22 protein-coding genes and 1 pseudogene are annotated in these 26,345 nt (G+C 44.4%); 4 read left to right on the top strand and 19 right to left on the bottom strand.

Annotated elements, in window-relative coordinates:
* The 3 genes and pseudogenes from C8N29_RS14385 to C8N29_RS14375 all read right to left on the bottom strand — a co-directional run.
* A pseudogene (locus tag C8N29_RS14385) lies at nt 1-311 on the bottom strand (hypothetical protein); the annotation flags it as partial.
* 388 nt (nt 312-699) lie between these two features.
* Nucleotides 700-2,883, bottom strand: coding sequence for a TonB-dependent receptor plug domain-containing protein (locus tag C8N29_RS14380; RefSeq protein WP_107866771.1), 2,184 nt, complete (start codon nt 2,881-2,883; stop codon nt 700-702).
* Nucleotides 2,884-3,166: 283 nt separating this feature from the next.
* Nucleotides 3,167-5,404, bottom strand: coding sequence for a YgiQ family radical SAM protein (locus C8N29_RS14375; RefSeq protein ID WP_107866770.1), 2,238 nt, complete (start codon nt 5,402-5,404; stop codon nt 3,167-3,169).
* Nucleotides 5,405-5,813: 409 nt separating this feature from the next.
* On the opposite strand from C8N29_RS14375, the gene C8N29_RS14370 reads away from it, so the two are divergent.
* From C8N29_RS14370 to C8N29_RS14360, 3 genes are all read left to right on the top strand, one after another.
* Entirely contained in the window at nt 5,814-7,079 is a 1,266-nt protein-coding gene (locus C8N29_RS14370) for a diguanylate cyclase (RefSeq protein WP_146164476.1), read from the top strand.
* A gap of 143 nt (nt 7,080-7,222) precedes the next feature.
* Nucleotides 7,223-8,509 carry a GGDEF domain-containing protein gene (locus C8N29_RS17340; protein ID WP_107866768.1) on the top strand — a complete coding sequence of 429 codons (1,287 nt, stop codon included), beginning with the start codon at nt 7,223-7,225 and terminating at the stop codon, nt 8,507-8,509.
* 55 nt (nt 8,510-8,564) lie between these two features.
* Complete coding sequence (locus C8N29_RS14360; RefSeq protein WP_107866767.1) at nt 8,565-9,833, top strand: GGDEF domain-containing protein; 1,269 nt, start codon at nt 8,565-8,567, stop codon at nt 9,831-9,833.
* Here the strand turns inward: C8N29_RS14360 and mutY are convergent.
* From mutY to C8N29_RS14290, 14 genes are all read right to left on the bottom strand, one after another.
* A complete protein-coding gene (gene mutY, locus C8N29_RS14355; RefSeq protein WP_107866766.1) occupies nt 9,790-10,827 on the bottom strand; it encodes an A/G-specific adenine glycosylase in 1,038 nt (345 codons plus the stop codon). The two genes, C8N29_RS14360 and mutY, sit on opposite strands and share 44 nt — an antisense overlap.
* Before the next feature lie 203 nt (nt 10,828-11,030).
* Nucleotides 11,031-11,528, bottom strand: a complete 498-nt coding sequence (locus tag C8N29_RS14350; protein WP_107866765.1) for an Lcl C-terminal domain-containing protein — start codon at nt 11,526-11,528, stop codon at nt 11,031-11,033.
* Between the two features lie 65 nt (nt 11,529-11,593).
* Nucleotides 11,594-14,338: an AsmA family protein gene (locus C8N29_RS14345; RefSeq protein ID WP_107866764.1), complete on the bottom strand. Its 2,745-nt coding sequence runs from the start codon at nt 14,336-14,338 to the stop codon at nt 11,594-11,596.
* A gap of 168 nt (nt 14,339-14,506) precedes the next feature.
* Nucleotides 14,507-14,785, bottom strand: coding sequence for a DUF6587 family protein (locus tag C8N29_RS14340; protein WP_107866763.1), 279 nt, complete (start codon nt 14,783-14,785; stop codon nt 14,507-14,509).
* Entirely contained in the window at nt 14,782-16,617 is a 1,836-nt protein-coding gene (feoB, locus tag C8N29_RS14335) for a ferrous iron transporter B (protein ID WP_107866762.1), read from the bottom strand. Before feoB ends, C8N29_RS14340 begins: the two co-directional genes overlap by 4 nt.
* Entirely contained in the window at nt 16,614-16,856 is a 243-nt protein-coding gene (locus C8N29_RS14330; protein ID WP_107866761.1) for a FeoA family protein, read from the bottom strand. Before C8N29_RS14330 ends, feoB begins: the two co-directional genes overlap by 4 nt.
* A gap of 227 nt (nt 16,857-17,083) precedes the next feature.
* On the bottom strand, nt 17,084-17,674 hold the full coding sequence (gene ribA, locus C8N29_RS14325) for a GTP cyclohydrolase II (RefSeq protein ID WP_107866760.1): 591 nt from the start codon (nt 17,672-17,674) through the stop codon (nt 17,084-17,086).
* 184 nt (nt 17,675-17,858) lie between these two features.
* The gene (locus C8N29_RS14320; protein ID WP_107866759.1) at nt 17,859-18,506 is read right to left on the bottom strand and encodes a retropepsin-like aspartic protease family protein; all 648 of its coding nucleotides are present in this window, start codon (nt 18,504-18,506) and stop codon (nt 17,859-17,861) included.
* Complete coding sequence (locus C8N29_RS14315) at nt 18,470-18,967, bottom strand: phosphatidylglycerophosphatase A family protein (protein WP_107866758.1); 498 nt, start codon at nt 18,965-18,967, stop codon at nt 18,470-18,472. Before C8N29_RS14315 ends, C8N29_RS14320 begins: the two co-directional genes overlap by 37 nt.
* 148 nt (nt 18,968-19,115) lie before the next feature.
* Nucleotides 19,116-20,066: a thiamine-phosphate kinase gene (gene thiL / locus C8N29_RS14310; protein ID WP_107866757.1), complete on the bottom strand. Its 951-nt coding sequence runs from the start codon at nt 20,064-20,066 to the stop codon at nt 19,116-19,118.
* Nucleotides 20,067-20,173: 107 nt separating this feature from the next.
* Nucleotides 20,174-20,623 carry a transcription antitermination factor NusB gene (gene nusB / locus C8N29_RS14305; protein ID WP_239987178.1) on the bottom strand — a complete coding sequence of 150 codons (450 nt, stop codon included), beginning with the start codon at nt 20,621-20,623 and terminating at the stop codon, nt 20,174-20,176.
* The gene (gene ribH / locus C8N29_RS14300; RefSeq protein ID WP_107866755.1) at nt 20,623-21,084 is read right to left on the bottom strand and encodes a 6,7-dimethyl-8-ribityllumazine synthase; all 462 of its coding nucleotides are present in this window, start codon (nt 21,082-21,084) and stop codon (nt 20,623-20,625) included. Before ribH ends, nusB begins: the two co-directional genes overlap by 1 nt.
* 65 nt (nt 21,085-21,149) lie before the next feature.
* Nucleotides 21,150-22,187 carry a bifunctional 3,4-dihydroxy-2-butanone-4-phosphate synthase/GTP cyclohydrolase II gene (gene ribBA, locus C8N29_RS14295; RefSeq protein ID WP_420836674.1) on the bottom strand — a complete coding sequence of 346 codons (1,038 nt, stop codon included), beginning with the start codon at nt 22,185-22,187 and terminating at the stop codon, nt 21,150-21,152.
* Nucleotides 22,188-22,341: 154 nt separating this feature from the next.
* A complete protein-coding gene (locus C8N29_RS14290; RefSeq protein ID WP_107866753.1) occupies nt 22,342-23,004 on the bottom strand; it encodes a riboflavin synthase in 663 nt (220 codons plus the stop codon).
* Between the two features lie 373 nt (nt 23,005-23,377).
* On the opposite strand from C8N29_RS14290, the gene C8N29_RS14285 reads away from it, so the two are divergent.
* Nucleotides 23,378-24,748 (top strand): PA14 domain-containing protein, encoded by a 1,371-nt coding sequence (locus tag C8N29_RS14285; RefSeq protein ID WP_107866752.1) that lies wholly within the window; start codon nt 23,378-23,380, stop codon nt 24,746-24,748.
* Nucleotides 24,749-24,790: 42 nt separating this feature from the next.
* Here the strand turns inward: C8N29_RS14285 and ribD are convergent, their stop codons facing one another.
* Together ribD and nrdR are read right to left on the bottom strand one after the other, a co-directional pair.
* Entirely contained in the window at nt 24,791-25,882 is a 1,092-nt protein-coding gene (gene ribD, locus C8N29_RS14280; protein ID WP_107866751.1) for a bifunctional diaminohydroxyphosphoribosylaminopyrimidine deaminase/5-amino-6-(5-phosphoribosylamino)uracil reductase RibD, read from the bottom strand.
* Nucleotides 25,879-26,343, bottom strand: a complete 465-nt coding sequence (nrdR, locus tag C8N29_RS14275) for a transcriptional regulator NrdR (protein ID WP_107866750.1) — start codon at nt 26,341-26,343, stop codon at nt 25,879-25,881. The genes ribD and nrdR overlap by 4 nt, the downstream gene beginning before the upstream one ends.
* Nucleotides 26,344-26,345: the final 2 nt, after the last annotated feature.

The following is a 26,345-nucleotide window of genomic DNA, read 5'->3' as shown; positions in this document are numbered from 1 at the left end:
CCAACTAAGTTGCCGCTGCCGTCTTCCGCTTGAATTCGTACCGCTAAACCACCGTCTTGATTCGCTAAGGTACCCGCATCATTCGCGTTGTTATTCCCCACTTCAGCACTGGTAAACATCACACGGATTTGACTCGCACCCGTCGATGAGACGTTCAGTGTGTCCATGCCACTGCCTAAGTTGATTTGGTCTACGCCATCTGTCGAGAGGTTATAGGCTAAGGTATCATCACCCTCGAAGCCATTGATGACGTCGTTGTCGTTTGAACCAATCAACTCGTCATTACCATTAGTACCATTGATTGTTGCCATGTTATTACTCCAAAAATTAAGCAAGGCATTCGATTAGGATAAAGAGAGGTATAGATGAAGATGGAGAAGATAGGGATACTCTTAGGGCAGCGTGTATTGCAAGTAAATCTTGTGCGTGATACTATACAAAAGTACGACAAAAATGCTTGAGACCTTTTTTGTGCATACGTACCCTATTTATGTTATTTACATTCCAATGTCATCTATTTGCAAAACTGCTTAAGATGATTGCTTTTTCATCTAAATTCTGTTTTGGCGACATCATTATAGGTTGCCTATATCAGCACCTAAAGCCGTTCAGTCTGTAGTTAGCTACCTTATATCTCGTATTTGTATTAGACAAACAAAAGCCATTCGATGCAAATTTGGTGTATGTGTCCCATATTCTTTAAAATCCCAACTCAAAACCTAAAGTAATCGTGCGGTCTAACTGGGGTAATTGCACCAAAGACCGCTTTGATGAACCACCTGCATGGTAATATTTGCTAGAGGCAATATTTTCGATACGCATAAATACATCAACGCCTTGTACTATTTGAGGATAACCTGCATACATATTAAATAATTGATAAGAAGGCACGGTCACCGCCCGACTACCATCACTGGCAGAACTTGGCACACGACTTTGACCAATAAAATACAGACTGGGGCTAATAAACCAGCCTTGTTTATGTCGCCATGTTGCGCCCAATTTTAATTTGTGTTTGGCGTTATAAGGTAACTCTTCTTCGCCTTTATTCGTGCTTAAGTATCCATCGGTAAACGAGTAATGCCCCCAAAGCTCATAATGTTGCTGCCGATAGCGGCTACTTAACTCCACACCATAGGCAACACTTTCGCCCAAATTGACATTGTGGTCAGTATTTTTAATCCAACCGCCGTTAATAAATTCACTGACGGGACTAGGAGTGGGACTGGCAAATAGAATCAGATTTTGTAAACGAGAACCATAAGCCGTACTAATCAATTGCCAATGTGGTTTTAACTCATGATTGATAACAAATTCCAAGGCTTTTGCTGTTTCGGGCTGTAAATCTGGGTTCGGAACTCTAAAAGTATCGGCCAAATAGCGACCTTGACTATCTTGTTGGCCTGTAAAACTACCAAAATGCTCATAGCTATATGAGGGGGACGGTGCTAAATAGGCTTGGCTATAAGTCAAACTCAATATCGTTTTTGGGCTATAAATATATTTAAGCCCCACGTAAGGACTGGTACTCGCTTTATAGTCAGAATTATCATCAAAACGAATGCCCGCTTGACTACTGAGTTGCGGTGACCATTGATATTGGTCTTGCAAAAATACGCCTAAATTATCTTGAGTGACCTGAAAAATCTTGACTGGCAAACTGTTATTTGTCCCTAAATAGTATAAATGTTGTTGTTCTACCGAGAGATTAGGGTCATACGGTTGGCTTAAATCGGTTGTTCGCGGTACGGCACGCAAATGGTCAAACACCAACCCAGCCATTAGTTGATGTTGCGTAGCAAAGGCATAACGCCATTGGCTATCTATACTCAGCTTCTTACTTTCAGCATATTTATAGCCATTCATATAACCGCTAAAAATATTATTAAAATAACTGTCTTTATCTAAACGATAATTACTCCAACTGACCAGCGTATTGGTACTGAGTTTAGGCGTCAGTTGTTGCTGATATCGGCCATAAGCCGTTAAGAATCTATCCTCCCAAAATCCACCGTAGTCGGTAAAATCAGCTAATGTTGTATAGTCTGTAGGGTAACGAACCACACGATAATGTAATCCTAACTCGGTAGTCGGATGAATTTTTAACGTTGACCAAACACTTTCTGCCGTTGCCAAACTTTGAAAAGCCTGTCTTGCTTGTACAGGCACAATCACTTGCCCTTGATTATCCCTTAAATCATTAAAGTTAAAAACATCTGGATATTGCTCTGCCAAGTGCTGATTATTAAATTGCTCTTTATGGACGCCTAACATGAAGGGATATGATTGACCGATACGGCCTGTCAATAGTAAGTGGCCATGTTGATAACGTGTTTCACTGCCTTCATAACTGAGTTGTTGTGTGTGCTGTTGTTCCGCTTGTTTACTGATGATATTGACCACACCTGTTACGGCATCAGCACCATATAAAGCAGAACCCGGTGTCAATAAGACCTCGACTTGTTTGGCCATATACAAAGGATAATTAATACTAATCGGGACTAGCTCTCCTGCAGGCGCACCAATCCTAACACCATCTTGCAATATCAATAACTTGGTATTACCTGTCACGCCACGTATAGATATACGGCTAGAGGTGCTATATGGCCCTTGCACATCGACACTGGGTAAATCGCGTAATAAATCGGCCAGATGACGATAACCACGTTGTTTAATTTCTTGTTCGGTGACTACCCATAAAGAACCCTGCACATCCTTCCATGCCTGTGGGCTGCGAGCGGCAGTGGTGACAGGAATCCGTGCTAATTGCTCTAAATTCAGGGTGAGTAAGCTATCAAACTCTGTCAACGAATGTACGACAGATGCCGCATGCACACTAAAAGCACATGACAATACGCTGAGTGCAACAAACAATTTGGGCACACCACACCTTCCTTAAAACCATTTTCGAATTATTATCGTGGGAATAGCACGCTGATAGGTCATGGTGAGACGCTGTAGCGATATCAGCAACATCCTGTATACAATATAGACAGCTTCTAAGGCTTCTGCTGAGAAATTCGTGTTATGTGGCGTAGATTTAATAGATCTAGCGATAGATTACGCACTTGGCTAAGGTGGATAAATTCTCAACAAATGAGTGATTGACTGGATGAGCCTGGTGCTGTGACTCATCCACTGGCGAGTAAATGATAGATTTTGTCTCTCAACCCCGTTTTTTAACAGGTCGTTTTACCTTGTTTTTATCCACACCTTCACGCGGTGGCAAGCCTGTATGCTGAGTTAAAATACGGCCTTTTTTCGCAGTGACTTTCTGAGAAACCCCTTGTTCAGTAGAAGAGTTTTTCTTGCGTGCGCTTTGATACGTACCATCGGTTTGCGGTTGATAATTAGGAATTAAATGATGCTTACCATTACCAATTAAATCCGCTCGTCCCATTTCTTTTAAGGCTTCACGTAACATCGGCCAGTTATTCGGGTCATGGTAACGCAAGAAGGCCTTATGCAAACGACGACGACGCTCACCTTTCACAATCTCAACTGCTTCACTTTTACGAGTGACTTTTTTGAGTGGATTTTTACCCGAATGATACATCGCAGTAGCGGTTGCCATGGGTGAAGGATAAAAGGTTTGTACTTGGTCAGCTCTAAAGCCATTTTTCTTGAGCCAAATCGCCAAATTCATCATATCTTCATCGCGTGTGCCTGGGTGGGCGGCAATAAAGTAGGGAATCAGATATTGTTCTTTGCCAGCTTCTTTAGAAAAACGCTCAAATAGTTGCTTGAATTTGTCATATGCGCCAATACCCGGTTTCATCATTTTTGATAAAACCCCTTCTTCGGTATGTTCGGGCGCAATTTTTAAGTAGCCACCGACATGATGGGTCACTAACTCACGCACATATTCAGGTGAACGCACCGCTAAGTCATAACGTAAACCTGAGCCAATTAAAATCTTCTTCACGCCTTTCAAACTACGCGCGCGACGATACAATTGAATGAGATGTGAATGGTCTGTATTCAGGTTTTCACAAATATCAGGATACACACACGAGGGCTTACGGCAAGCGGCTTCAATTTTGGGTGATTTACAGGCCAACCGATACATATTAGCGGTAGGCCCCCCTAAATCAGACACCACGCCCGTAAAACCGGGTACGTCACGCATTTTTTCGATTTCACGAATAATGCTGTCTTCGGAACGATTTTGAATAATCCGACCTTCATGTTCGGTAATCGAACAGAAGGTACAGCCGCCAAAACAGCCCCGCATAATATTGACCGAGAAACGAATCATCTCATAGGCAGGAATTCTGGCATCGCCATACGCTGGGTGTGGCACGCGGGCATAAGGCAAATCAAAGACATAGTCCATTTCTTCAGTGCTTAACGGAATCGGCGGTGGATTGAGCCACACTTCTTGCTCACCGTGACGTTGCACTAAAGCACGGGCATTGCCAGGGTTAGTTTCTAAATGTAAAACACGATTGGCATGAGCATACATGACAGGGTCATTTTTGACTTGTTCATAAGCAGGCAAACGAATCACGGTTTTATCACGTGCTGGCAAGCGATGCTTTAATGCTTTACTGGGTTGCAGGGTCACCACTTGCACATCAGTTTCGGTTAAGCCTTTTTCTTTTTCAACCTCACAAACGGCTAAGTCTTGCGTATTCACATAAGGATTGATAATAGGGTCAACACGCCCCACTTCATCAACATTGGTGGAGTCTAATTCAAACCAGCCTTCTGGCGTATCTCGGCGCATAAACGCCGTACCACGAATATCAGTAATACTGCGAATGTTATCGCCTTTGGCTAAACGATGCGCAATATCAACAATGGCACGTTCGGCATTACCAAACACCAATAAATCGGCTTTCGCATCTAATAGCAACGAACGGCGCACTTTATCTTGCCAATAATCATAGTGGGCAATACGCCGTAAACTGGCTTCAATCCCACCCATCACAATCGGAACATGGGAATAGGCTTCACGGGTGCGTTGGGCATAGACTAAAGAACAACGGTCAGGACGTTTGCCACCCTCACCATGCGGAGAATAGGCATCATCCGAGCGAATTTTACGGTCGGCCGTATAACGGTTAATCATCGAATCCATATTGCCTGCGGTGACACCAAAAAAGAGTGTTGGCTCACCGAGCTTTTTGAAATCTTGGGCAGAATTCCAATCGGGCTGCGCAATAATACCTACCCTAAATCCTTGCGCTTCTAATAAACGACCAATAATGGCCATACCAAAACTGGGATGGTCAACATAGGCATCACCTGTCACTAAAATAATGTCGCAAGCATCCCAGCCCAAACTATCCATTTCAGCACGACTCATCGGCAAAAATGGGGCAGCTCCAAAACACTCTGCCCAGTATTTATCGTAGGCGAATAACGGTTTGGCAGTTGATGATGCAGAAGACACAGGCATGGTAAACAAAACTCTTATGAACAACAAAAATACAAAGCGATGCCGCAACAAAAAACGCAGACCTGACGTAGGTCATGGGTAGCTTGCTTATGGGTTGCTCTGTAGAAAAGAAGTCCGTGTATTGTACCTTAGTCTCTCTAAAAAAGATTGAAATATCGTCAATAGTCGCCTGCCTTGATTGCTGATAAAGGACTGTATTGACATGAAAAATTGAGAGCCAAGTCACGTTAACTAGGCAAGCAAAAAAAATATGCTTTATTTATGAGCAACATCTGTATAATAATCGCCGATTCTCTACCACTTATCGGATAGGTGTCCACCTATATAGACACAGTATGGCCGAATAGCTAGCTGAAAGTCTGAAGAAATGAAAAACATAAACGCTAGGACGTGATTGTAGGTGTCTATTGTGTCGACAGAGACGAATACCAAAAGTGAACAACCAAGTACTGCGGCTGAGGGACAACCTCAACTCATTTCCGCAAAAACGTTGGCATATATTCATCAACTTTTAAAAGAACGCCCATTATTCTTTTTCTTTGAGAATGATATTGAGTCTCGCTTTTATGCCAAACGTGCCGAAGAATATCGTCGTTTATTGTCGGTAGGTAAATTATTATTTTTTGTGCTGTATGGCATTATCGCAGCGATTGCGATGTTGGCCTTCCCCAACGTGATTACCGCAGACGACCTCTTTATTCTAAAATTTGTGTTAATTCCTATTGGTGCACTGTTAATTCTGGTGTTATTGGTTGCAGAAAAACCCTTTTTTCGAACGAATTATCAGTGGCTATCTACGCCCGTTAGTACCTTAATTTTATTTTGTATCATGATGGCCAGTGTCAGCACCATAGACAGTGATTTTGCACAACACGCAGCCTATGATGTCATCATTATTGTAACCATTATCAGCTTTGGTTTACGGGTATTATTTCCTGTGTGTGTATTAATTATTTGCCTCGCTGGTATTCTGACTATTCTGACGACGATTAGCCTAAATTGGAAAATTGATTGGTTTAAGTTTTCCCATTACTACGGTTTAGGCTCATTTATTACCCTCATGATTGTCGGTCTGATTGAACGACAAGAACGTTTTGCATTTTTACAAGAAATTATCGTTGCCCATCAAACCGTCGAATTAGACCGCTTAAATAAAGCCCTAGACCGTATCTCTCGTGAAGACCCGTTAACCGGCTTAGCCAATCGACGCGCCTTTGATGAAACCTTACAAAAAGAATGGGAGCGTGCTAAACGCGACCAGCAAAGTATTGCCTTACTGTATATGGACGTGGACTTCTTCAAACTCTACAATGATACTTATGGCCATAATATTGGTGACGTGTGTTTACGCCGTGTAGGACAAACCATTAAACAAGCCCTCAGACGCCCTGCCGATTTAGCGGCACGTTATGGTGGCGAAGAATTTGTTGTTTTATTACCCAATACCAATGTTGAGGGGGCAATAGATGTGGCACAACGTATTATTAAACACATTGATGCCTTAGCCTTACCGCATAGCCGTTCTAAAGCAGCGCCTCATGTCACCTTGAGTATTGGGGTAACACACAATATTCCCCGTGCTTCATCGACGTTAACCGAATTTCTAGCCAAAGCAGATGCAGCATTATATAAAGCTAAAGAACATGGCCGCCACCAATATCAATTTGATAGCTAAAACACATATACGCGATATTTGTGACGGCTATCTGGCACTTTTGGTGATTAATATCTGTGTTTCTGGGGGCTGTTGACGTTGTGATTGTGGGTCACACGTAAAACATCCACAGACCCTATACCATAATAAAATAATTACAGTTTATGGCCGATATTAAACTTAGCCCGACATTGCCACACCTACTGACTGAGCTGGCTCAAGACAGTTCAATGAACCATTATGTGCAACAATTACTACAACAAAAACCCCTCTTCATTCACTTTCGTTCCGATTTAGAACAATGTTTTTTAGTCAAGCGCAGTCAAGAGTTTAGCCAAATCTTTAAGATTGCTGCTGGCTTATGGCTAGTGTTATATCTCGTTATCTTGTGTGGAACGACTATTTTTTTTCCACAACTACTGACGGAAAGTCATTATCTCATCTGGCAAGGCTGTTTAATTTCAACAGGCTTCCTCATTATCGTCTTGAATATCTGTGCCTACCTCCCGCATAGCCATGAGCTGATTTATCATTATTTACTTGCACCAAGTATGACCTTATTGCTCTATCAATTGCTGATTGGCGCACTCGCCTATCCTGATGGCGAACACAATATCTACGCCTCTTATAACATCATTATCTGTCTTATTATCATTACTCATACCCTACGCTTTTTATGTCTCAAAAGTGCGTTAATCATTTTGTGCGGCACACTGATGGCGGGTGCGACAGTCTTTGTTAACCATTGGTTTGTGCCTACCTTACAAGTTTTACACAGCTTTGTCTTAGTCATCGTCGTCTTGCTCAATATTGCTTTTTTTGTTGAACGACGAGAACGTCTGGGTTTTTTGCATGAAGTGTTAGTCGCCATCAAATCGCATGAACTCGAACAAATGAATCAACATTTAGCAACCATTGCACGGGAAGATGCCTTATCAGGTGTGGCTAATCGGCGTGCTTTTGATGATTACCTGACCATTGAATGGGAACGTGCGCGGCGGGAAGAGCAACCCTTAGCCTTATTGTTTATTGATATAGACCACTTCAAACTTTATAACGACAACTATGGTCACGCCGCAGGTGACAAATGTTTACAGCAAGTTGCACGCACCATGCATGATGCGCTCTTACGTCCTGCCGATTTAGTCGCACGTTATGGTGGCGAAGAATTTGTGGTTTTATTACCTAATACCGACAGCATGGGAGCAGAAGAAGTCGCACATCGTATTTTAGATGCGATAGACCGTTTAGCGATTCCTCATAAACGCTCCTTAGTCACACACCATATTACCGTTAGTATTGGTATTTGTAGTATGATGCCCAACGAACAAAACCAGTTAAGTGCCTTAGTGGCTAATGCCGATGCGGCACTCTATAAAGCAAAAGCAGCAGGAAGACATGGCTATAAACACTATTTCGAGCCTATGTCGGTGAAATTCAAAAATAGCTAGAGCTGAGATACCGCTTGTACTGAGTTCAGTTCTAAACCATTGTTTTGGGGCACGTATGCGGTCAACAGAATCACCTGCGGATAAGCAAGTTTGCTATAGCCCTGCCTTGCTGACATTCATTGAGAATTGCCTCAAACACCGTAACCCTGTTTTTCACTTCCCGTTTGCCGCCTTAGAAGAACGCTTTGTTGCCAAACGTATTCAGGACAGTTTAGCTTTTATTGCGGCTGGCCATTACTTTTTGTTGATTATGTTTGTGCTAATTATCATTAATGTGATTGCCTATTATCCTGATACTGCGGCAGCCAATGATTTTTTTATTGTCAAATACGTCTATAGTCCCCTCACTGTGGCTATTTCTTGCATTTTATATGGATCTCGTCTCAGATGGGTGCAGGCGCATTTTTATCATGTGATGGCACCACTATGCGTGTTTATTTTATATGTGATTACCGCGCTAGCTCTCGCGCACACAGGGGATTATAGTGAGTTTGTCGTTTATCATTTGATGGTTGCGATTATCTTAATGGCGTTTGGCTTACGGTTTAGTACCCTGTATTTTGTAGGCATTTTATGTGCGAGTGGTCTACTCGCCTACTTATATATTGAAAGTCATCATCTACCATTTAATTACATCAAATTTAGCAATTATTATATTTTATATAGTGCCGTTGTGGTGATTTTAGCGGCCATTACCGAATGGCATGAGCGTTTAGCGTTTTTACAAAGCATTTTACTTGACCACCAAACCCATGAATTAACCCGACTTAATCAACAATTAGATTTGATGGCACATCAAGATGCCCTGACGGGCATTGCTAATCGACGTTATTTTGATGATATCGCCTATAAAGAATGGGAACGCGCATTACGCGACCAACAACCCTTAACCGTACTGCTACTGGACGTTGATTTTTTCAAACGCTTTAATGACTATTATGGCCACAGTGCAGGTGATGATTGTCTAAAAATGATTGCACAAACCCTCAGCCATAGCACACTACGCGCCTCAGATATGGTGGCGCGTTACGGGGGTGAAGAATTTATTTTATTGTTACCTAATACCAAAGCGAGCGGTGGCGTCAGTGTGGCTGAACGGATTATTCAAGCGGTCGATGCACTCAAGATGGTTCATAGTCAATCTGATATTGCCCCACATGTCACCGTCAGTATTGGCATTACCAACATCATGCCCAGTAGCCATTTATCGGTGACTGATATGATTCAACAAGCTGATTTAGCACTATACGCCGCTAAAGAACGGGGTCGGCACCAATATGTCATGTATCATCCAGAGCTGCTAACAACGTCAACATCGGCTTAGGCAGGCCTAAAGTCAGTGCTTGCTCTTTATCGCACCACTGACTGAGTTCATCATTCACCATCAACATAGTACCGCGCACATATAACGGTTTAAGCCACAAATGATAATGGCTAAAAGTATGCTTAAAACTGGCTCTAGCTTCTATATGAGCATCAATGAGGCCATAACGTGTCTTTAATTCTTGGGCTAAATCTATAGCGACAGGCAACTCTGGCAAGCACCATAACCCTCCCCAAATACCTGTAGGTGGCCGTTTGACCCATAACAACTGCCCTTTTTCATTTTCTAACAACAAAAAATAGGCTTCTTTAGTCGGTATGCTTTTACTAGGCTTTTTTTGTGGAAAAGCGGTGGGTGTACCGAGCCTATAGGCCTGACAGGTGTGTTGTACGGGACAATACAAACACAAGGGCTTGCTACGGGTACATAATGTCGCGCCTAAATCCATCATCGCTTGCGTATAGGCGCGATTTTGTTGATTCGGGGTATGGCTATCCGCTAACTGCCATAGGATGGCTTGTATGGCGGCACTACTACTATCACCTGCAATCGCAAAGTGTCGGCTGAGTACACGTTTGACATTTCCATCCATAATCACACCACGCTTTTGCCATGCTAAGGACAAAATTGCGCCAGCCGTCGAACGCCCTATCCCTTTTAAGGCCATTAAATCAGCCAAATTATCTGGAAACTCGCCACCCAAAGCCATGACTTGTTGAGCCGCATCATGTAAGTTTCGGGCGCGTGCATAATAACCTAATCCTGCCCAATGCTGTAATACCACCTCTTCAGGAGCAGCCGCTAAGGCTTCTACCGTCGGAAACGTAGTCATAAAGCGCTGATAATAGGGAATCACGGTGGCTACTTGAGTTTGCTGCAACATAATTTCCGACACCCATACGCGATAGGGCGTGGGATTTTGTTGCCAAGGTAAATCATGGCGACCATGTTCATAAAACCATGCTAAGACGGCATTGGTAAAAGCATCAGACATGAACCGTAGACCTATTGGGTGAAGATATTAATGACGATTAAGGTGTTGTGTGTGAGCTGCGCTGCTGAATAAACATTCACTCAGACACGGCACACAACACACCTCAATCTGACGTTTTAGGTCGCTATTCGCGAGTAGACGACAACAGACCTGTGCCTTTATGCAATGCCTAAGCATCATCGTTAGTATTTGATACACTATGATTAGGGAGCGGTTTTGACTAAACGCACATATAAGGTATTCAATTTATCATTACTACTGACTTCACCATTATAAAAAGATAACATGATGCCATAATCTGCACCTTCAGCCGACGCTGACCATGTTTCATTATTTAAGGGCGTATCGACAAAGGTCGCTTCGTTAATAGCAGGGCCAATACACGCCGCTTCATGTAAGGTTTTTAACTCGTCAATCGTGGGTACGCGCCATTGATTCGCCTGCTTTTTGGCATAGTCTTGCGCTTCTTGCCATGTATATAACGCCGCTTCGCCCGTACAACTATTCGCTGTTAGCGTTTGTCCTACCGTACAACGCTGCCAAATAAGGCCTGTTTTTTGGTCTTTGACTTCTGCACCGTCATTTAACAGTTGGTATCGTGTTTGCTCCGTTGTTTTGCTAATGGCTGGATTACAAATTTGAGCCGCGATAGTTTGGCTAGTCGCAACCATCAGTGCCAAAGCAAGCAAGATATTTTTCATATTGTTATACTCAATAAATAGCTGTCCTCGCCTTGTTTAAGGCGAGGCGGGTTGAGCGCAACATTTTACGGTTTAAATAATTTTTGTAATTGTTCATTCAGCTTATTATTTAGCTGCTCCGTCGCTTTTTGACCTTCCTCACTGAGCTTGACGTTTGCTTTTTGTGCCGCTTCATCGATTTTTTGTTTGGCTTTGGCCTCTGCCTCCGATTTTAGCTTTTGTACTTTTTCGCTTTCTAATAACGCGGTCGTCGCCATATCACGCACGGCCTTACTGTCTACCGAGCATAAACTGGCTGGGCTAGTCAGTTTGCCTTTACAACGAATGGGAATGGGATATTTGGCATATTTTTCGCCGACTGCGGCTTTATCTAAATTGAACTTAAAGCTGTAGTCTGCCTCCATCGTCGCTAAATTAAAGCTGCCATTCCCCTCCATTTTGGCTTTTTTTAAGTCAGCATTCAGAGCATTGGTTTGTACGGTACCATTTTTAATGTCTGCCTCACCTAAAAAGGTTGCAATTTCGGTGTCGTTTTGTTTGCTGACAAGGGTATTTGCATCTTTACCCGTCACCATCGGCAATAAGGCCTGATACTTTCCCATTTCCGTCATGACTAATTGCATCATATTGACGCCCTTTAGAATACCGTTCTCAAACTTGAGTGAGCTATTACCATTCACAGAGTTCAGCCATGCCTGTGTCGAGTTTCCGACAAGGTTTAATTTGCCTTGATATGAGGCTTTGCCTGCAAATACGTCTTTCTTGGTGAATTGCTGAATGATATTGGCGATATCAATTTGTTGTAAGCTCGGACTGACGCTTAAAACAGGCTCTTTACCACGCACATCGATTGTGGTTGGTAAATTAAAACTGCCATTATAAATAGAGCCTGATAACTTACTCACTTGTACCACACCACCCTGTGCCGTACTGGCCACTTGAAATTGCTTAATCGGATACTTTACTGCTGTCAGTTGGCCAATCGTTAAGGCAACATCTAAGTTTTGCTGTTTAAGCAGGTCTACAGGCAATAAGCCTGCTGTCGATGGTTTGGCATTGGGGTCTGCGGGCGGTAGATAACGGTCAACATTGATTTTATCCACCGTGAGTCGGGCATAGACTTTTTTCTGTTTAATATCACTCAGGCCTGCATCACCTGTTAAGGTACTCTCATCTAACTGTAACTTCATGCCTTTGAGTAACATACTATTATCGGTACCTGTAAGCTGCGTACTGACACTGACGCGCTTGAGGGTATTGCTGTCAGTCATGGCAGGTGCTGCCATACCTAAGGTTTGCATCAGTTGTCGGGCATCAAAACTGGACGTGCTAATTTGGCCTGTTACACTCATGCCTTGTGTCATGGCAGGCTTAACGGCAGCCGTTGAGGCTAAGGCAGGGAGTGCAATCGCTAATTGTCCTTTGCTATTGATACTTAAAGCATCCAAATTAAACCCATTCAACGCAACTTTGCCTTCTTTCCAATTGGCGGTAATTGGGGCGGTTAAGTGAATAGGCATGACCTTGGGGAAGGCTTTATCACTGAGGGAGGCCACGAGGTCAAGTGGACTAAAATTTAATGCGCCCGTTGCCAAATTCGCTTCAATCATGCCCGTTAATCGCGCTGTGATTGGGGCGGGTCGCGCAGGGTCTGGATAGTTTGCATCTGCACTAATGGCACTGAGGCGGACAATTTGTTGTTTTAAGTCGGCATTGACTGCGGTGTTTAATTTTAGCGTGGCAGGTGACTTGAGATTTGCCGCAGGATAACTGGCCTCAATTTGTACCGTAGGTAGGCTCAGTTGTTGGCTGTTGAGTTGTGTTTGTACGTCATTTGCTACCAGTTTCAGTGTCGCAGGGGCGGATAACCCAACTTGTGGATAGCTTGCCGATACTTGTAAGCCCTTCATAGTCACCGCTTGCTGTGCTAAATCGGCGGCAATATTGGCTTGCATTTCCATACGTGCAGGGCTTTTGAGGCTTGGGTCTTGGTAGTCGACCACTAATTTCATGCCGTCAACCTGATGTTTTTGTTGCTTCACATCGGCACGGATATCGGCTTGCAAATCGGCAATAATCGGTGCTGGTAACAAAGTGCCTTCTAAATGACTACGCACCATTAACCCTTTCAACTCATAACGTTGTGCTTCTGTATCGAGTTGTACGGTGGCATTCAAATCATTATCTGCAATCAGCGTTTTGCCTTGGCCGTCTTTTTGCTGATAACTAAATTTCAGTCGTACAGGAAAGGCTTTGTCTAAATCAATATTCGTGGCGTGTACCAGCAGTTTGTCGAGCTGTGCTTCCATGTTTGTTTTTTCATCTTTCACATGCAAAGCACTGTTATTAATGTCTAATAATTGAATATTAAATGCTATTTTTTCTGACTTTTCTTCGGGCTGACTCTTCAGTTTATTCAGCATTTTATCCCAACTGGTTGTGCCATTGGCATACTGAATAAAGTTGACTTGTGCGCCATCTAAACTCACCGCATCAATGGCAATTTGTTTACTCAACAGAGGCATCACTTGAATACTCACGGATGCTTGATTAATAGCCACTAAGGTGTGCTGTGAGGCATTATCTGCCAATGTGGTTTTACCGAGTTTTAAGCCAATTTCTGGCCATAATTGCCATTCAATCGGGTCATTGATGGCTAAATCCATGTCGGTCTTATCTTTGACAATCCGATAAATTTCTTGTTTGTAATCATTGGGGTCAACCACGGCTACGACAAATGCTGCCAAACCGACCACCACAGCAACGGTGCTACCCACACTCCAAAGAGCGATTTTACTTACTTGAGACATACGGACAAACCTTGTCAATAATTCATTGCATTCTGAAAGATAGCATATTTAGCGATGATAACATCTGCCTAGCGTGGATTTTGTGGTACTAAAAGTGCAACTAGCGTATGCCGTTTGTTGCGATATGACCGTTGACATCTAAAAGGAAGAGTCACCTAGATGTCGGTATTAAGGGGTAGCTTTATGAATAAACTTTACGGGCTGTGTGCTTGTTTGTGTACTTGGGCACGCCTGTGAACAGCCGCCACAACCACTATCACAACCCGTTTTTTGGGGCGCTGAGGGCAAGATATAATTCGCCAACATCACATACTGATGTTGGCGTAAATACCTAGCAATCGCTTGTTGGCAACGATAGATAGCTTGCGGAAAATAACGGCGCCCACTGAGCCACACACTCCAAAGCACCAATAATATGACGACGCTGCTTTGTATCCATTCATTCATGAGAAAGCCAACACCATACGATAGGTAATCAAGGACGCTAAATACGCCGTTGCAAATAAATAAACAGCCATGATAGCCACTGTCCGCCATGAGGCTGTTTCACGCTTGACGGTTGCGAGTGTTGCAATACATTGAGGTGCAAAAACAAACCATACCAACAAAGACAATGCGGTGGCTAAAGACCATTGGTCAGTAATCACCGTCCCTAATTGTTGACTAATAACCTCATCGTCCCCTGCAATCGCATACACTGTACCCAATGCCGAGACCACAACTTCACGCGCAGCCATCGCAGGAATCAAGGCAATACAAATTTGCCATGTAAAGCCGATAGGTTCAAACACGACGGCTAAGGCATGGCCAATACGTCCTGCAAAACTGTAATCAATCGCAGGCATGGTGGCATCTGCTGGGGCTTGTGGAAAGGTTAATAACACCCACAATAAAATCGTGAGCGCTAAAATAATCCCCCCTACGCGTTTGATAAATATGCCAGCACGCTCATATAAACCTAATAAAATATTATGCCAGTCGGGGAAACGATAACTCGGTAACTCCAATAACAGAGCATGCTCGCTTTTATCTTTGCGAAACCATTTGATAATGGTGGCGACTAATAACGCACTAAAAATGCCACCAAAATACAGGCCAAACAATACCAAACCTTGTAAATTAAATAAGCCAGCAACGGTTTGTGCAGGCACAAATGCACCAATCAATAAGGCATACACAGGCAAGCGTGCCGAACAGGTCATCAGTGGTGCGACCATAATCGTGGTGAGACGGTCGCGGGTATCGCTAATACTGCGTGTCGCCATAATACCTGGTACGGCACAGGCAAAGCTCGACAGTAAAGGAATAAAGGCTCGTCCTGTTAAACCTGCCTTAAACATTAAACGGTCTAATAAAAAAGCAGCGCGTGGTAAATACCCCGATTCTTCTAGCGCTAAAATAAAAAAGAATAAAATCAGAATTTGTGGCAAAAAGACCAATACACCACCTACACCCGCCAGCACTGCATCAATCAATAGGCCTTTTAATAAGCCATCGGCCATGTGTTGACCAATGCCCTCGCTAAGCCATGTCACTAGCCACTCTATGCCGTCCATAAACGGGGCAGCCCACGCAAAAACGGCCTGAAAAATAAAAAACATGAGTACGGCTAAAATGGCCAACCCTGCGACAGGATGCAACAAGATACTGTCTAAAAAATCATCCCGTTGGTCTGTATCTCTGGGCATCACCAGTGTTTGTGCCAAGATATCACGCACGTGTTGGTGGATATCTACATTTTTATCGCGCATGGGGGTCGCAATTGGCGGGACGTGTTGGTCTAAATGAGCAAGGAGTTGGTCTATGCCTTGGCGTTTAACGGCGGCTGTCTCAATGATATTAACCCCCAATAATTGGGCTAATTTGGCTGTATCAATTTGAATAGCGCGTCGTTTTGCATCATCCATCATGTTTAAGACTAATAACATGGGACGACCTAAGGCTTTTACTTCCAACACAAAACGCAAGTGCAAACGCAAATTGGTCGCATCAACCACACAGACTAAAACATCGGGCGGGGTTTCGTCAGCAAATTCCCCCAAACAAATAGCACGGGTAATGGCTTCATCGGGACTCGTGGCTTCTAAGCTGTAAGCGCCTGGTAAGTCTAAAATACGCACCCGACGGCCTGAGCGTAAGTTAACAAAGCCTTCTTTGCGCTCAACAGTCACCCCTGCATAGTTGGCGACTTTTTGGCGTGCGCCCGTCAGTTGGTTAAATAAAGACGTTTTACCACAGTTAGGATTACCCACAAGGGCAACGTGTTGAATGTGACTCATGCTCGCAGCTCTTGTACTAAAATACGCTCGGCTTCGCTGAGCCTTAACGCAAAACGGGTAAAACCCACTTGTACTAAAATAGGGTCTCCACCAAACGGCGCACGGGTAATTAAACGAATCGTTTCGCCACTGACAAAACCTAATTCTGTTAAACGTTTGGCTATCGGGTCGGCCTCATGATGCTGTTGTACCGACAACACCCGCGCGGGCGTATTTTTAGCTAACTGAGAAAGACGCACGGTTCTATCATCTCAAATATAAATAAGAATCATTCTTATTTTTGCCGTTAATGCGGTAACTGTCAAATCCTATTCGTTAAATAGTGACCCTTTTTGAGACACTGTGGTGTTTGTATCCCATGGATTCTATTTGTTGAAATACCGCTTCATATTTTTTGGGGAGGATTGTTGGTTGATTGGCGCTCTATCGTTATTGAATAAGCGCCTACAGGCGTTTTCTTCAACTCTTAGTGATTCAACAAGTGTCCCATTTTTTCTTCTTTAGTATCTAAATACTGGTCGTTATGTGGATTACGCCCCGTCAGTAAGGGGACACGTTCAACTACTTGTATGCCATGCTGCTGTAACGCGGCGACTTTGAGTGGATTATTAGTCATCAACTTCACCTGTTGTACGCCTAAATGCGCCAACATAAACTCACACATACTGTATTCACGTAAATCGGGCGCAAAACCTAATTGCTCATTGGCCTCGACGGTATCTGCCCCCGTATCTTGTAAGGCATAAGCACGTACCTTATTCACTAGACCGATACCCCGCCCTTCTTGACGTAAATATAAAATCACACCACGCCCAACTTGTGCAATCAAGGTCATGGCGGCTTCTAGCTGTGGCCCACAATCACAACGCAACGAGCCAAAGCCATCACCCGTTAAGCATTCAGAATGCACACGCGCTAAAACAGGTTGCCCATCGGCAATGGTGCCCATCGTTAAGGCAATATGCTCTTGACCTGATTCACTTTCTTCAAAGGCATGAATCAAAAAGTCACCATGACGGGTAGGCAATTTTGAACTCGCAATAAAGACGATAGACACGCAAGACTCTCTCTAAATAGCATCAAGACATCACACACTGTCTCAAAACACGGAGGTTATGAACAGCGTGTTGCTGATATGTTGTCGGGGCATGACGGTAAAACCGTACTGCTCGGGATATCATCCACCATAATGGATGTCTACCATATGGGGGCATCAGAGCAAATTACTAGGGGAAGGCACTTTATTTGGCACTCATTCGTAAGCGATTTTCTTCATGCTCTAAACGGACTTGCCCCAAAAAACTCATGCCTAACAAAATCGGCTCATCTGAGTCTAAATCTCTGACCGTCGCTTCTACTGCCTGTACGGTAATGCCGCCGACTTTGATTTTGTTTAATAACACACGCCAACTTTTAATGACACCACTGGCTGTACGGCTTGCACCTTCTTGACCAATGCGCCGAAAATCGATGCCTAATCGTTTGGCCTGATTACGCGACATCGATACGGTGTTAGCACCTGTATCAACCAAAAATTCGACAATATTGCCATTGATTACACCATTCACACGGTACTGATTAAACGCGTTAGGACTCAGCTCAACAAAGGCTTTTTCACTTTGTTGGGTTTGAATCCCGCCACGGTCTTGTCCTAAGCCCAACGTATGTTCTTTATTGCCAATTTTAAGACGTGCTTCTTGCGCATTAACCGCAACCAATTTGATATCGTTATAGGTTTCTCCCACTTTTAAGAGTTTAGTTTCGCCGTCAATTTTTAGAATGGCTCGGTCAGCAAATAAACCCAATACACTAAGGTCTTGCCCATAACTGACGCCAGCCAGCAATACACTGATTAAAAAGGCCAAAAGCCGCTGACCATGATGCCCCATAACACACCACCTGCTACCAAACCCGCAATAATATCATCTAACATAATACCCAAACCGCCTTCTAAGTGTTGGTCACACCACGAAATTGGCCAAGGTTTTTTAATATCAAACAGTCTAAATAAAGCAAAAGCCAATAGAGTCGCAACGACAGTCTCTGCATTAATCGCTGCAATACCGACGATTGGGAATAAGGCCAACCATTGTCCAACAAATTCATCCCATACAATCGAAGCATGGTCATGTACCCCCAAGATGTGTGCAGCCTGACCACATAACCAAACGCCAAAGATAGCCGCCACCACAATAAAAATAGCACTCCCCCACCAACCTAAACAGGCTAACAGAGGTAAAAAAACTAAGGCCAAGGCAGAGCCTGCTGTACCCGGTGCTTTGGGAGCTAAACCCGACCCTAAACCAAAGGCCAAAAAAATAACAGGATGTTTGATAGGATAATGGGTCATGATTCGCTCTCAATATAGCACGCTGTCAGTGCAGTATAGCACTGAGCGCTGAGGACATTGCACCATCGTTTAACTTTAACAGCGTATTTGTTTAGCGTCTGTTGTGGTATAATATGTGAGCGTGAATTATTGATTTTATTCAATATTTTTAGAAATGTTGATAACCTGCGTAGGCCATTTGATATGGTTGTCCCTGATACCAGCATCGTAGACCTGTGTGTGCACTCACTGTACCAATACGTGTAATCGGCCAGCCTTGTGACATGAGGGTAGCATAATGGCTATCTGGCAAACAAAAACACAACTCATAATCATCCCCTGCCGTTAGCGCGTAGTGCCATGCTTGCCTAGGTGGCAGTTGTTGTAACGCAGACGATAAGGGTAAGACGGATAATTCAATATCAGCGCCCACCTGTGAGGCCTTAAGAATATGTCCTAAATCTTGCGCCAAGCCATCAGAGATGTCTAAACAAGCACTGGCCAAACCACGCAAAGCCTGTCCTAAGCCTAAGCGTGGCGTAGGATAATCTAAACGCTGTCGGCAAAACACTTGTTGTGCTGTTGTCAAACCCAAGTTTTGCTGTTGTAAGACGGTTGCTAAACCAACACCTGCATCACCAACAGTACCTGATACATAAATACCATCGCCTACTTGCGCGCCCTGACGACATAAGGCTTGGCCAAGTGGGACTGTACCCAGCGCTGTAATGGTCATCGCTAAATGTCCTTTGGTCGTATCACCGCCGACTAAGGCAATTTGATGGGCATCTGCAAGCTGAAATAAGCCTTCGGCAAAGGACGACAAGAAGGTATCGTCACTTTCCTCCAAGGTCAGCGCGAGCAAAAACCAACGTGGAGTAGCCCCCATTGCCGCCAAATCGGACAAATTAACGGCTAAGGCTTTATACGCAATGGCATGCGGTGGCGTGTCTATGGGGAAATGGCGGCCAGCCACTAAGGTATCTGCGGTAGCGACTAATAACTCGCCTGCTGGAATGGCCATGAGCGCTGCATCATCGCCTATACCCAAGATAACATCCTGTTGGGTCGTGGTTTGACGCTTGAAATAGCGGTTAATCAGCTCAAATTCTGAAGGCATAGTAGAGGCTGTTGATGCAATCTGCGTATTGGGATGGTTGCAAAAGAGACAAGCGGGATTACCGTTATTTACATAACAATCCCGCCTATTAAAGAAACAAGTTACACTTATTCGGCTTGTCTTTCTACCGAACGTACGCTTTTTGCCACTTCGTCCAAAATACTGTTGACGAATTTATACGAGTCGGTTGCCCCAAACTCTTTAGCTAACTCGACGGCTTCGTTCAGCACCACACGATAGGGAATTTCAATGTGATGTTTTAACTCATAACACCCCATACGGATAATGTTACGCTCAATCGGGTCGAGTTGTTGCAACTTACGGTCTAATAATGGCTCAAAGACGGGGTCTAATTCGTGCACACGCCCTACGACTTGATGCAGTAGCTCATGGAAGTAGGCTAAGTCTACTTTGTGCATGGCATTTTCTACCCGATACCGCGCCTCAATTTCAAACGGCGGATTACCCGATAACTGCCACTCATAGAGTCCCTGCAAGGCAAATTTACGCGCTTTATGGCGTGCTGCAGGGGTGTTTTTTGCTTGAGCTTTCTGCATTATATGGCCTTCAATAAAGAAACCATTTCCATTGCTGTCATTGCGGCATCTGCACCTTTATTGCCTGCTTTTGTACCCGAGCGCTCAATAGCTTGCTCGATGCTGTCGGTCGTTAATACCCCAAATACGACTGGCATGCCTGCGTCTAAACCAACAACGCCTAAACCTTTAGCACACTCGCCAGCCACGTAATCAAAATGAGGGGTACCGCCGCGAATCACCGCACCTAAGGCAATAATGGCATCAAATTGTTTTTTCTCCGCAAGTTTTTTGGCGGCTAAGGGTAATTCCCATGCGCCTGGTACACGAATCACGGTAATGTTGTCATCGCTGACACCGTGACGCTTTAAGGCATCCAAAGAACCCTGTAACAAGGCTTCAACGACAAAACTATTAAAACGACCGACGATGATGGCATATTTGCCATCGACATTTTGAAAAGTACCTTCAATCACTTTCATGTTAACGCTCCCAAAAGACAAAATATGGACACTGAACGTTGCGGATAATGCCGCCTATGACGCCATTAATCAGTGCCTAAATATTCAACAATTTCCAAACCAAAACCAGACAAGGCATTAAAACGCATAGGAGAACTTAATAAACGCATTTTACTAACGCCTAAATCACGCAGAATTTGTGAGCCTATCCCAATAGTACGATACATACCTGCACCGTCATTAGCACGCGCACGCTGGCCAAAAAAGCCTTGTATATGGTCAATTAAATCGGCAGAGGCGTAGTTTTGTCCCAATAACACCAAGACACCTGCCTCGTGTTTGGCGATTTCGGCCAAACTTTTCTGCAAATTCCAACCTGTCCGTCCTTGATATTTGGCATGCAGTAAATCGCGCAAGGGGTTAACTGCATGTACTCTGACGACAGGCACATTTTTCGTCAATTCGCCCTTAATTAAGGCAATATGGACATCACTGCCTGCGTGCTCTTGATAAGAAATCAGACGAAAATCGCCGTATTCGGTCGGTAATATATTTTCGGTGGTACGTTTGACGGTTTGTTCATGCACCATACGGTAATGAATAAGGTCGGCAATAGTACCCATTTTGAGGTTATGCTGTTCGGCAAACTTTTCCAAATCAGGACGGCGTGCCATCGTACCGTCTTCGTTCATAATTTCGACAATGACTGCCGCAGGTTCTAAACCTGCTAAACGAGCCAAATCACAACCCGCTTCGGTGTGACCAGCACGATGCAAGACGCCGCCTGCTTGTGCCATTAACGGAAAAATATGACCTGGTTGGACAATATCCGCAGGTTTGGCATCACGGGCAACAGCGACCTGTACGGTATGCGCACGGTCATGTGCAGAAATACCTGTCGTCACGCCGCTAGCTGCTTCAATGGATAAGGTAAAATTTGTACCGTGACTTGCGCCGTTACGTGTCACCATTAAGGGCAAATCCAATTGTTGGCAACGCTGACGAGTGAGGGTTAAACAAATGAGGCCACGGGCATGCTTGGCCATAAAGTTAATATCTTCAGGACGCACATGTGTCGCCGCCATGACGATATCACCTTCGTTTTCACGGTCTTCGTCATCCATCAAAATGACCATTTTGCCTAAACGAATATCGTTAATTAACTCTTCTACAGTGTTTAAGGGCATAACAGCTTCTCATGTGGATAGGAGGAACAAGGGCACGCATTGTAACCAAAAGCACGAAGTTGCGCATCTTTATCACGCGTGCGTTTAAGATTTAGCGCATAAAACCGTGTTTTGCCAAAAATTCTAGACTAATGTCGCTTTTGGGCGTGGCTTGTGCTGCTTTTTCACCCAAGAGTAGACGTTCGATATAACGTGCTAAGACGTCAACTTCTAAGTTCACTATGCTCCCTGCTTGCCAATTAATGACATTGGTTTCTTGGGCAGTGTGCGGAACAATGTTCAAACTAAAGACGGCACCCTCAATAGCATTGACGGTCAAGCTAACGCCATCTACGGTAATCGAGCCTTTTTCTGAGATATATTTTGCTAATTCTGCGGGGGCTTGTACTTGATATTGAATAGAGCGGGCATCTGGCTTAACACTGATAATATGCCCAATACCATCCACATGACCACTGACAATGTGGCCACCCAAACGACTGGTAGGCATTAAGGCTTTTTCCAAATTGACGGCAGTACCAACTTTCCACGTTTGTAAGCACGTACGACGTAGGGTTTCATTAGACACGTCAGCAACAAAACCTTGCCCCGTCAACTCGATGACGGTCAAACAAATACCATTAGTGGCGATGGAGTCGCCTAATTTCACGTCGGTTAAATCTAATTTTCCCGTTGCAATGCTTAAACGTACATCCCCACTACGAGGATTAATGTGTTGCACACGACCAACGGCTTCAATAATTCCAGTAAACATAATACGTTCTATTCAAGGAGGAAGGAAAATTGTCACGAGCACGATACGACGTGAATGTGTCGCCGCACAAAATGACCGTTTAATGGGGCTTAAGTCTCCTATGACAAGGAGATTATGCACTGTCAGCGATGGCATTATAGGTGACTACGCTGTGTTTCGTCTCGTGCACGCACTTATAACAGACTTCAGTATTGTATGAGCGGCAAGAATAACGAAAAAGCCGCTAAAAGTCGTGCGTCACACAGCTTTGGGCAACGACTTTTTATGGAGCTCCACACCAGCACAAAAAAAATGATGCACCAACGGTTATAGTCTAAACTGTAGACAGCCTAACAGCCATTTTGAGATGACTGACTATTAAGGAGAATAGACCATGACAGTAACCCGTTTTTCATGGACAGTATTAAGTAGCACCTTAATATTGTGTGCCTGTAACAACAACCATGATGCTGGCTTAAGTAGTAAAAATACCAGCGCATCCATCGCCACGCAACAAATTACCGTCACGCCTTCTTTAGGCAAAATTACCAACGCCAATGTCATTTTACGGAATGCCCGCAGTGGTGCAGAAATTGGCAAAGGCAATACGGGCAGTTCGGGATTTGTGGTTTTTAATATTCCTAAAACCGTTGATACGATTGTCGTTGAGGTGTCTGGTAATAGCAGTGCTCAGTATTTTGACGAAGCCAAAGGTGTACAAAATTTCCCGTCCAATGTGACACTGCGTGCCGCCAGTTCAGTCGTTACCAATACCCATCTTGGGGTGAGTATTTTGACTGAAGCCGCCGTACAACGCGCAGAATCACTCCCTGATGGTTTAAGCCAAGTAAGCAACATTAACCAAGCAAACACCGAAGTCGGACAAGCGCTTGGCATGAGTAACATTACCCAAGCCCCGACGCTTATTGGTAGCGACACAGACTATCAACAACTACAAGACGATGCCGCCAGTCGTTATGCCTTACAACTGGCTGCCCTCGTCAAAGCAGCCTCTGATAAAGTGAGTGGCAACACCCCTGCCTTAGCGTTATTAGATAAACTGGCCAAAGACCTGAGTGATGGCTTATTAGATGGTAAGACGGGTTCAAGTCCCTTAAGTGACATACCTTATGCCGAATTAGCATCCGTTTTTGCCGCCTCATGGCAACTGGCGATGCAGGATATCGTCAATAGTCTTGCCAATAACGCCGTACAGCAAGCCCTTACGACACAAGTGATTAACAACGTAGATGTGAAAGACGTCATTAACGGAGAAATTGTTGATGGCGATGGCGTTTTTGGTGGGGAGGATAAAAAGCCGTGGAAAGGTGAGATTTTTTTATTGGCCGAAGGCACTCCTAAATTACCTGACTTTAGTCAATTGAGCGCGATTGGTACCCTTTTCACCGAGCAAATCAATGTACCCGAACAAAGTTTTGATGCGCCCTTTCCCGGTGTACCGAGTAATCGTTTTGAATGGTTTGGCGTACGTTATCAAGGCCCACTGACCGTCAAAGCCGATGGCAGTTATCAATTTGAATTACGCAGTGACGATGGCTCTAAGCTCTATATTGATAATCAGCTCGTCATTGATAATGACTATACGCATGCCCCTTATTCGGTTGGCAATACCATGCAACTGACCAAAGGGGTACACACCTTGCGGGTTGAATATTTCCAAGGCCCACGTTATCAAGTCGCCTTACAACTATTTGGTTATAAGGTGGGTACACCCAAACAACTACTCACGCCCATGTTGGAATAAGTCTATATAAGGTTTTATTATGAAGCGTACTCATCGGTGCGCTTAGACACTCAAACGAGCCACAATACGCACATCTTGACCTATCATGCGCATATCTTGGTACACCAAACGCCGTTGTTGTGCCATGTCTGTGAATGCTAAGGTCAATAAGGGGCGTGCATCACTGCCTAATAAAGTAGGTGCCAAATAAAAGATACACTCATCTACCAAATTTGCACGTACAAATGCGCCCGCTAAGGTCGCACCCGCCTCTACCAAGACCTCGTTTATGCCACGTTCAGCCAGTTTCGCTAATACGGTTTCTAGGTGTTGGGTATCACTGAGGTGCCAAATTTCTGCTCCTTTGGCGTTCAAAGCCTGTACATTACAGTGCTGAGCCGTTTGTTGGGTCACTATAATCACGCCCGTCTGATTGAGTAATTGTGCCTCTAACGGCATACGCAATTCGCGGTCTAGTACCACCCTTAAGGGCTGTACAGGCTCGCCATAATGCCAATCTAACCACTCTTGGGGACGGACATTTAAGCTAGGATTATCTGCCAATACCGTCCCAATCCCTGTAATAATCGCACCACTTTGTGCACGCAATTTTTGTACATCACGTCGTGCATCTACGCCCGTAATCCATTTAGACTCACCTGACGCCATAGCAGTACGGCCATCTAAACTGCCCGCCATTTTTAGACGAACCCATGGCAAACCGCCCTGCATACGCCGAAAAAAGCCTTTATTTAAGGCTTTAGCTTCATCCTCTAAGACGCCCACAGAGGTAACAATACCTTGCGCCTCTAACATGGCTTGGCCTTTACCTGCGACTAACGGGTTACTGTCTAGACTTGCCATCACCACACGAGCGACGCCTGCGGCAATCAACGCATTAGCACACGGCGGTGTACGGCCATAATGGGCGCACGGCTCTAAGGTGACATACGCTGTTGCTCCGTGCGCCAAACTACCCGCTTGTTGTAAGGCATGTACTTCCGCATGGCCAAAACCTGCACGGGCATGAAACCCTTCACCAACAATTATCCCATCGTTGACGACAACACAGCCCACGCGCGGATTAGGCTGTGTGGTATATATGCCTTCTTGTGCGAGTTGAATCGCCCGTGCCATATATTGTCTATCGTTCATGGATTGGACTCATGTTGTTTGAGCTTTTCAATTTCGGCATTAAAGGCATCCACATCTTGAAAGTCTCGATATACCGAGGCAAAACGCACATAAGCCACTTTGTCCAGTTTGGCTAACTCCGTCATCACTAATTCGCCAATCAAAATAGACTTCACTTCCCGTTCGCCTGTTGCGCGTAGTTGCCGCTGAATACGGGTCAGGGCGTGGTCTATTTTTTCAATACTGACAGGTCTTTTTTGTAAAGCATGCATCATACTTTTACGTAATTTATTGTCGTCAAAGGGCTCGCGGCTGCCATCAGACTTAATCACACGCGGAGTCACTAATTCTGCACCTTCAAAGGTAGTAAACCGCTCACCACACACCACACACTCGCGCCGACGACGTACTTGTTCCCCTTCTCCCACTAAACGGGAGTCAATGACTTTCGTATCTGGTGCGCGACAAAACGGACAATGCATAA

It is taken from the genome of Agitococcus lubricus, assembly GCF_003051055.1.
GTDB classification, from domain to species: domain Bacteria; phylum Pseudomonadota; class Gammaproteobacteria; order Pseudomonadales; family Moraxellaceae; genus Agitococcus; species Agitococcus lubricus.
Note: the sequence above shows the minus strand (reverse complement) of the source record. Positions and strands in the feature narration are given on the sequence as shown.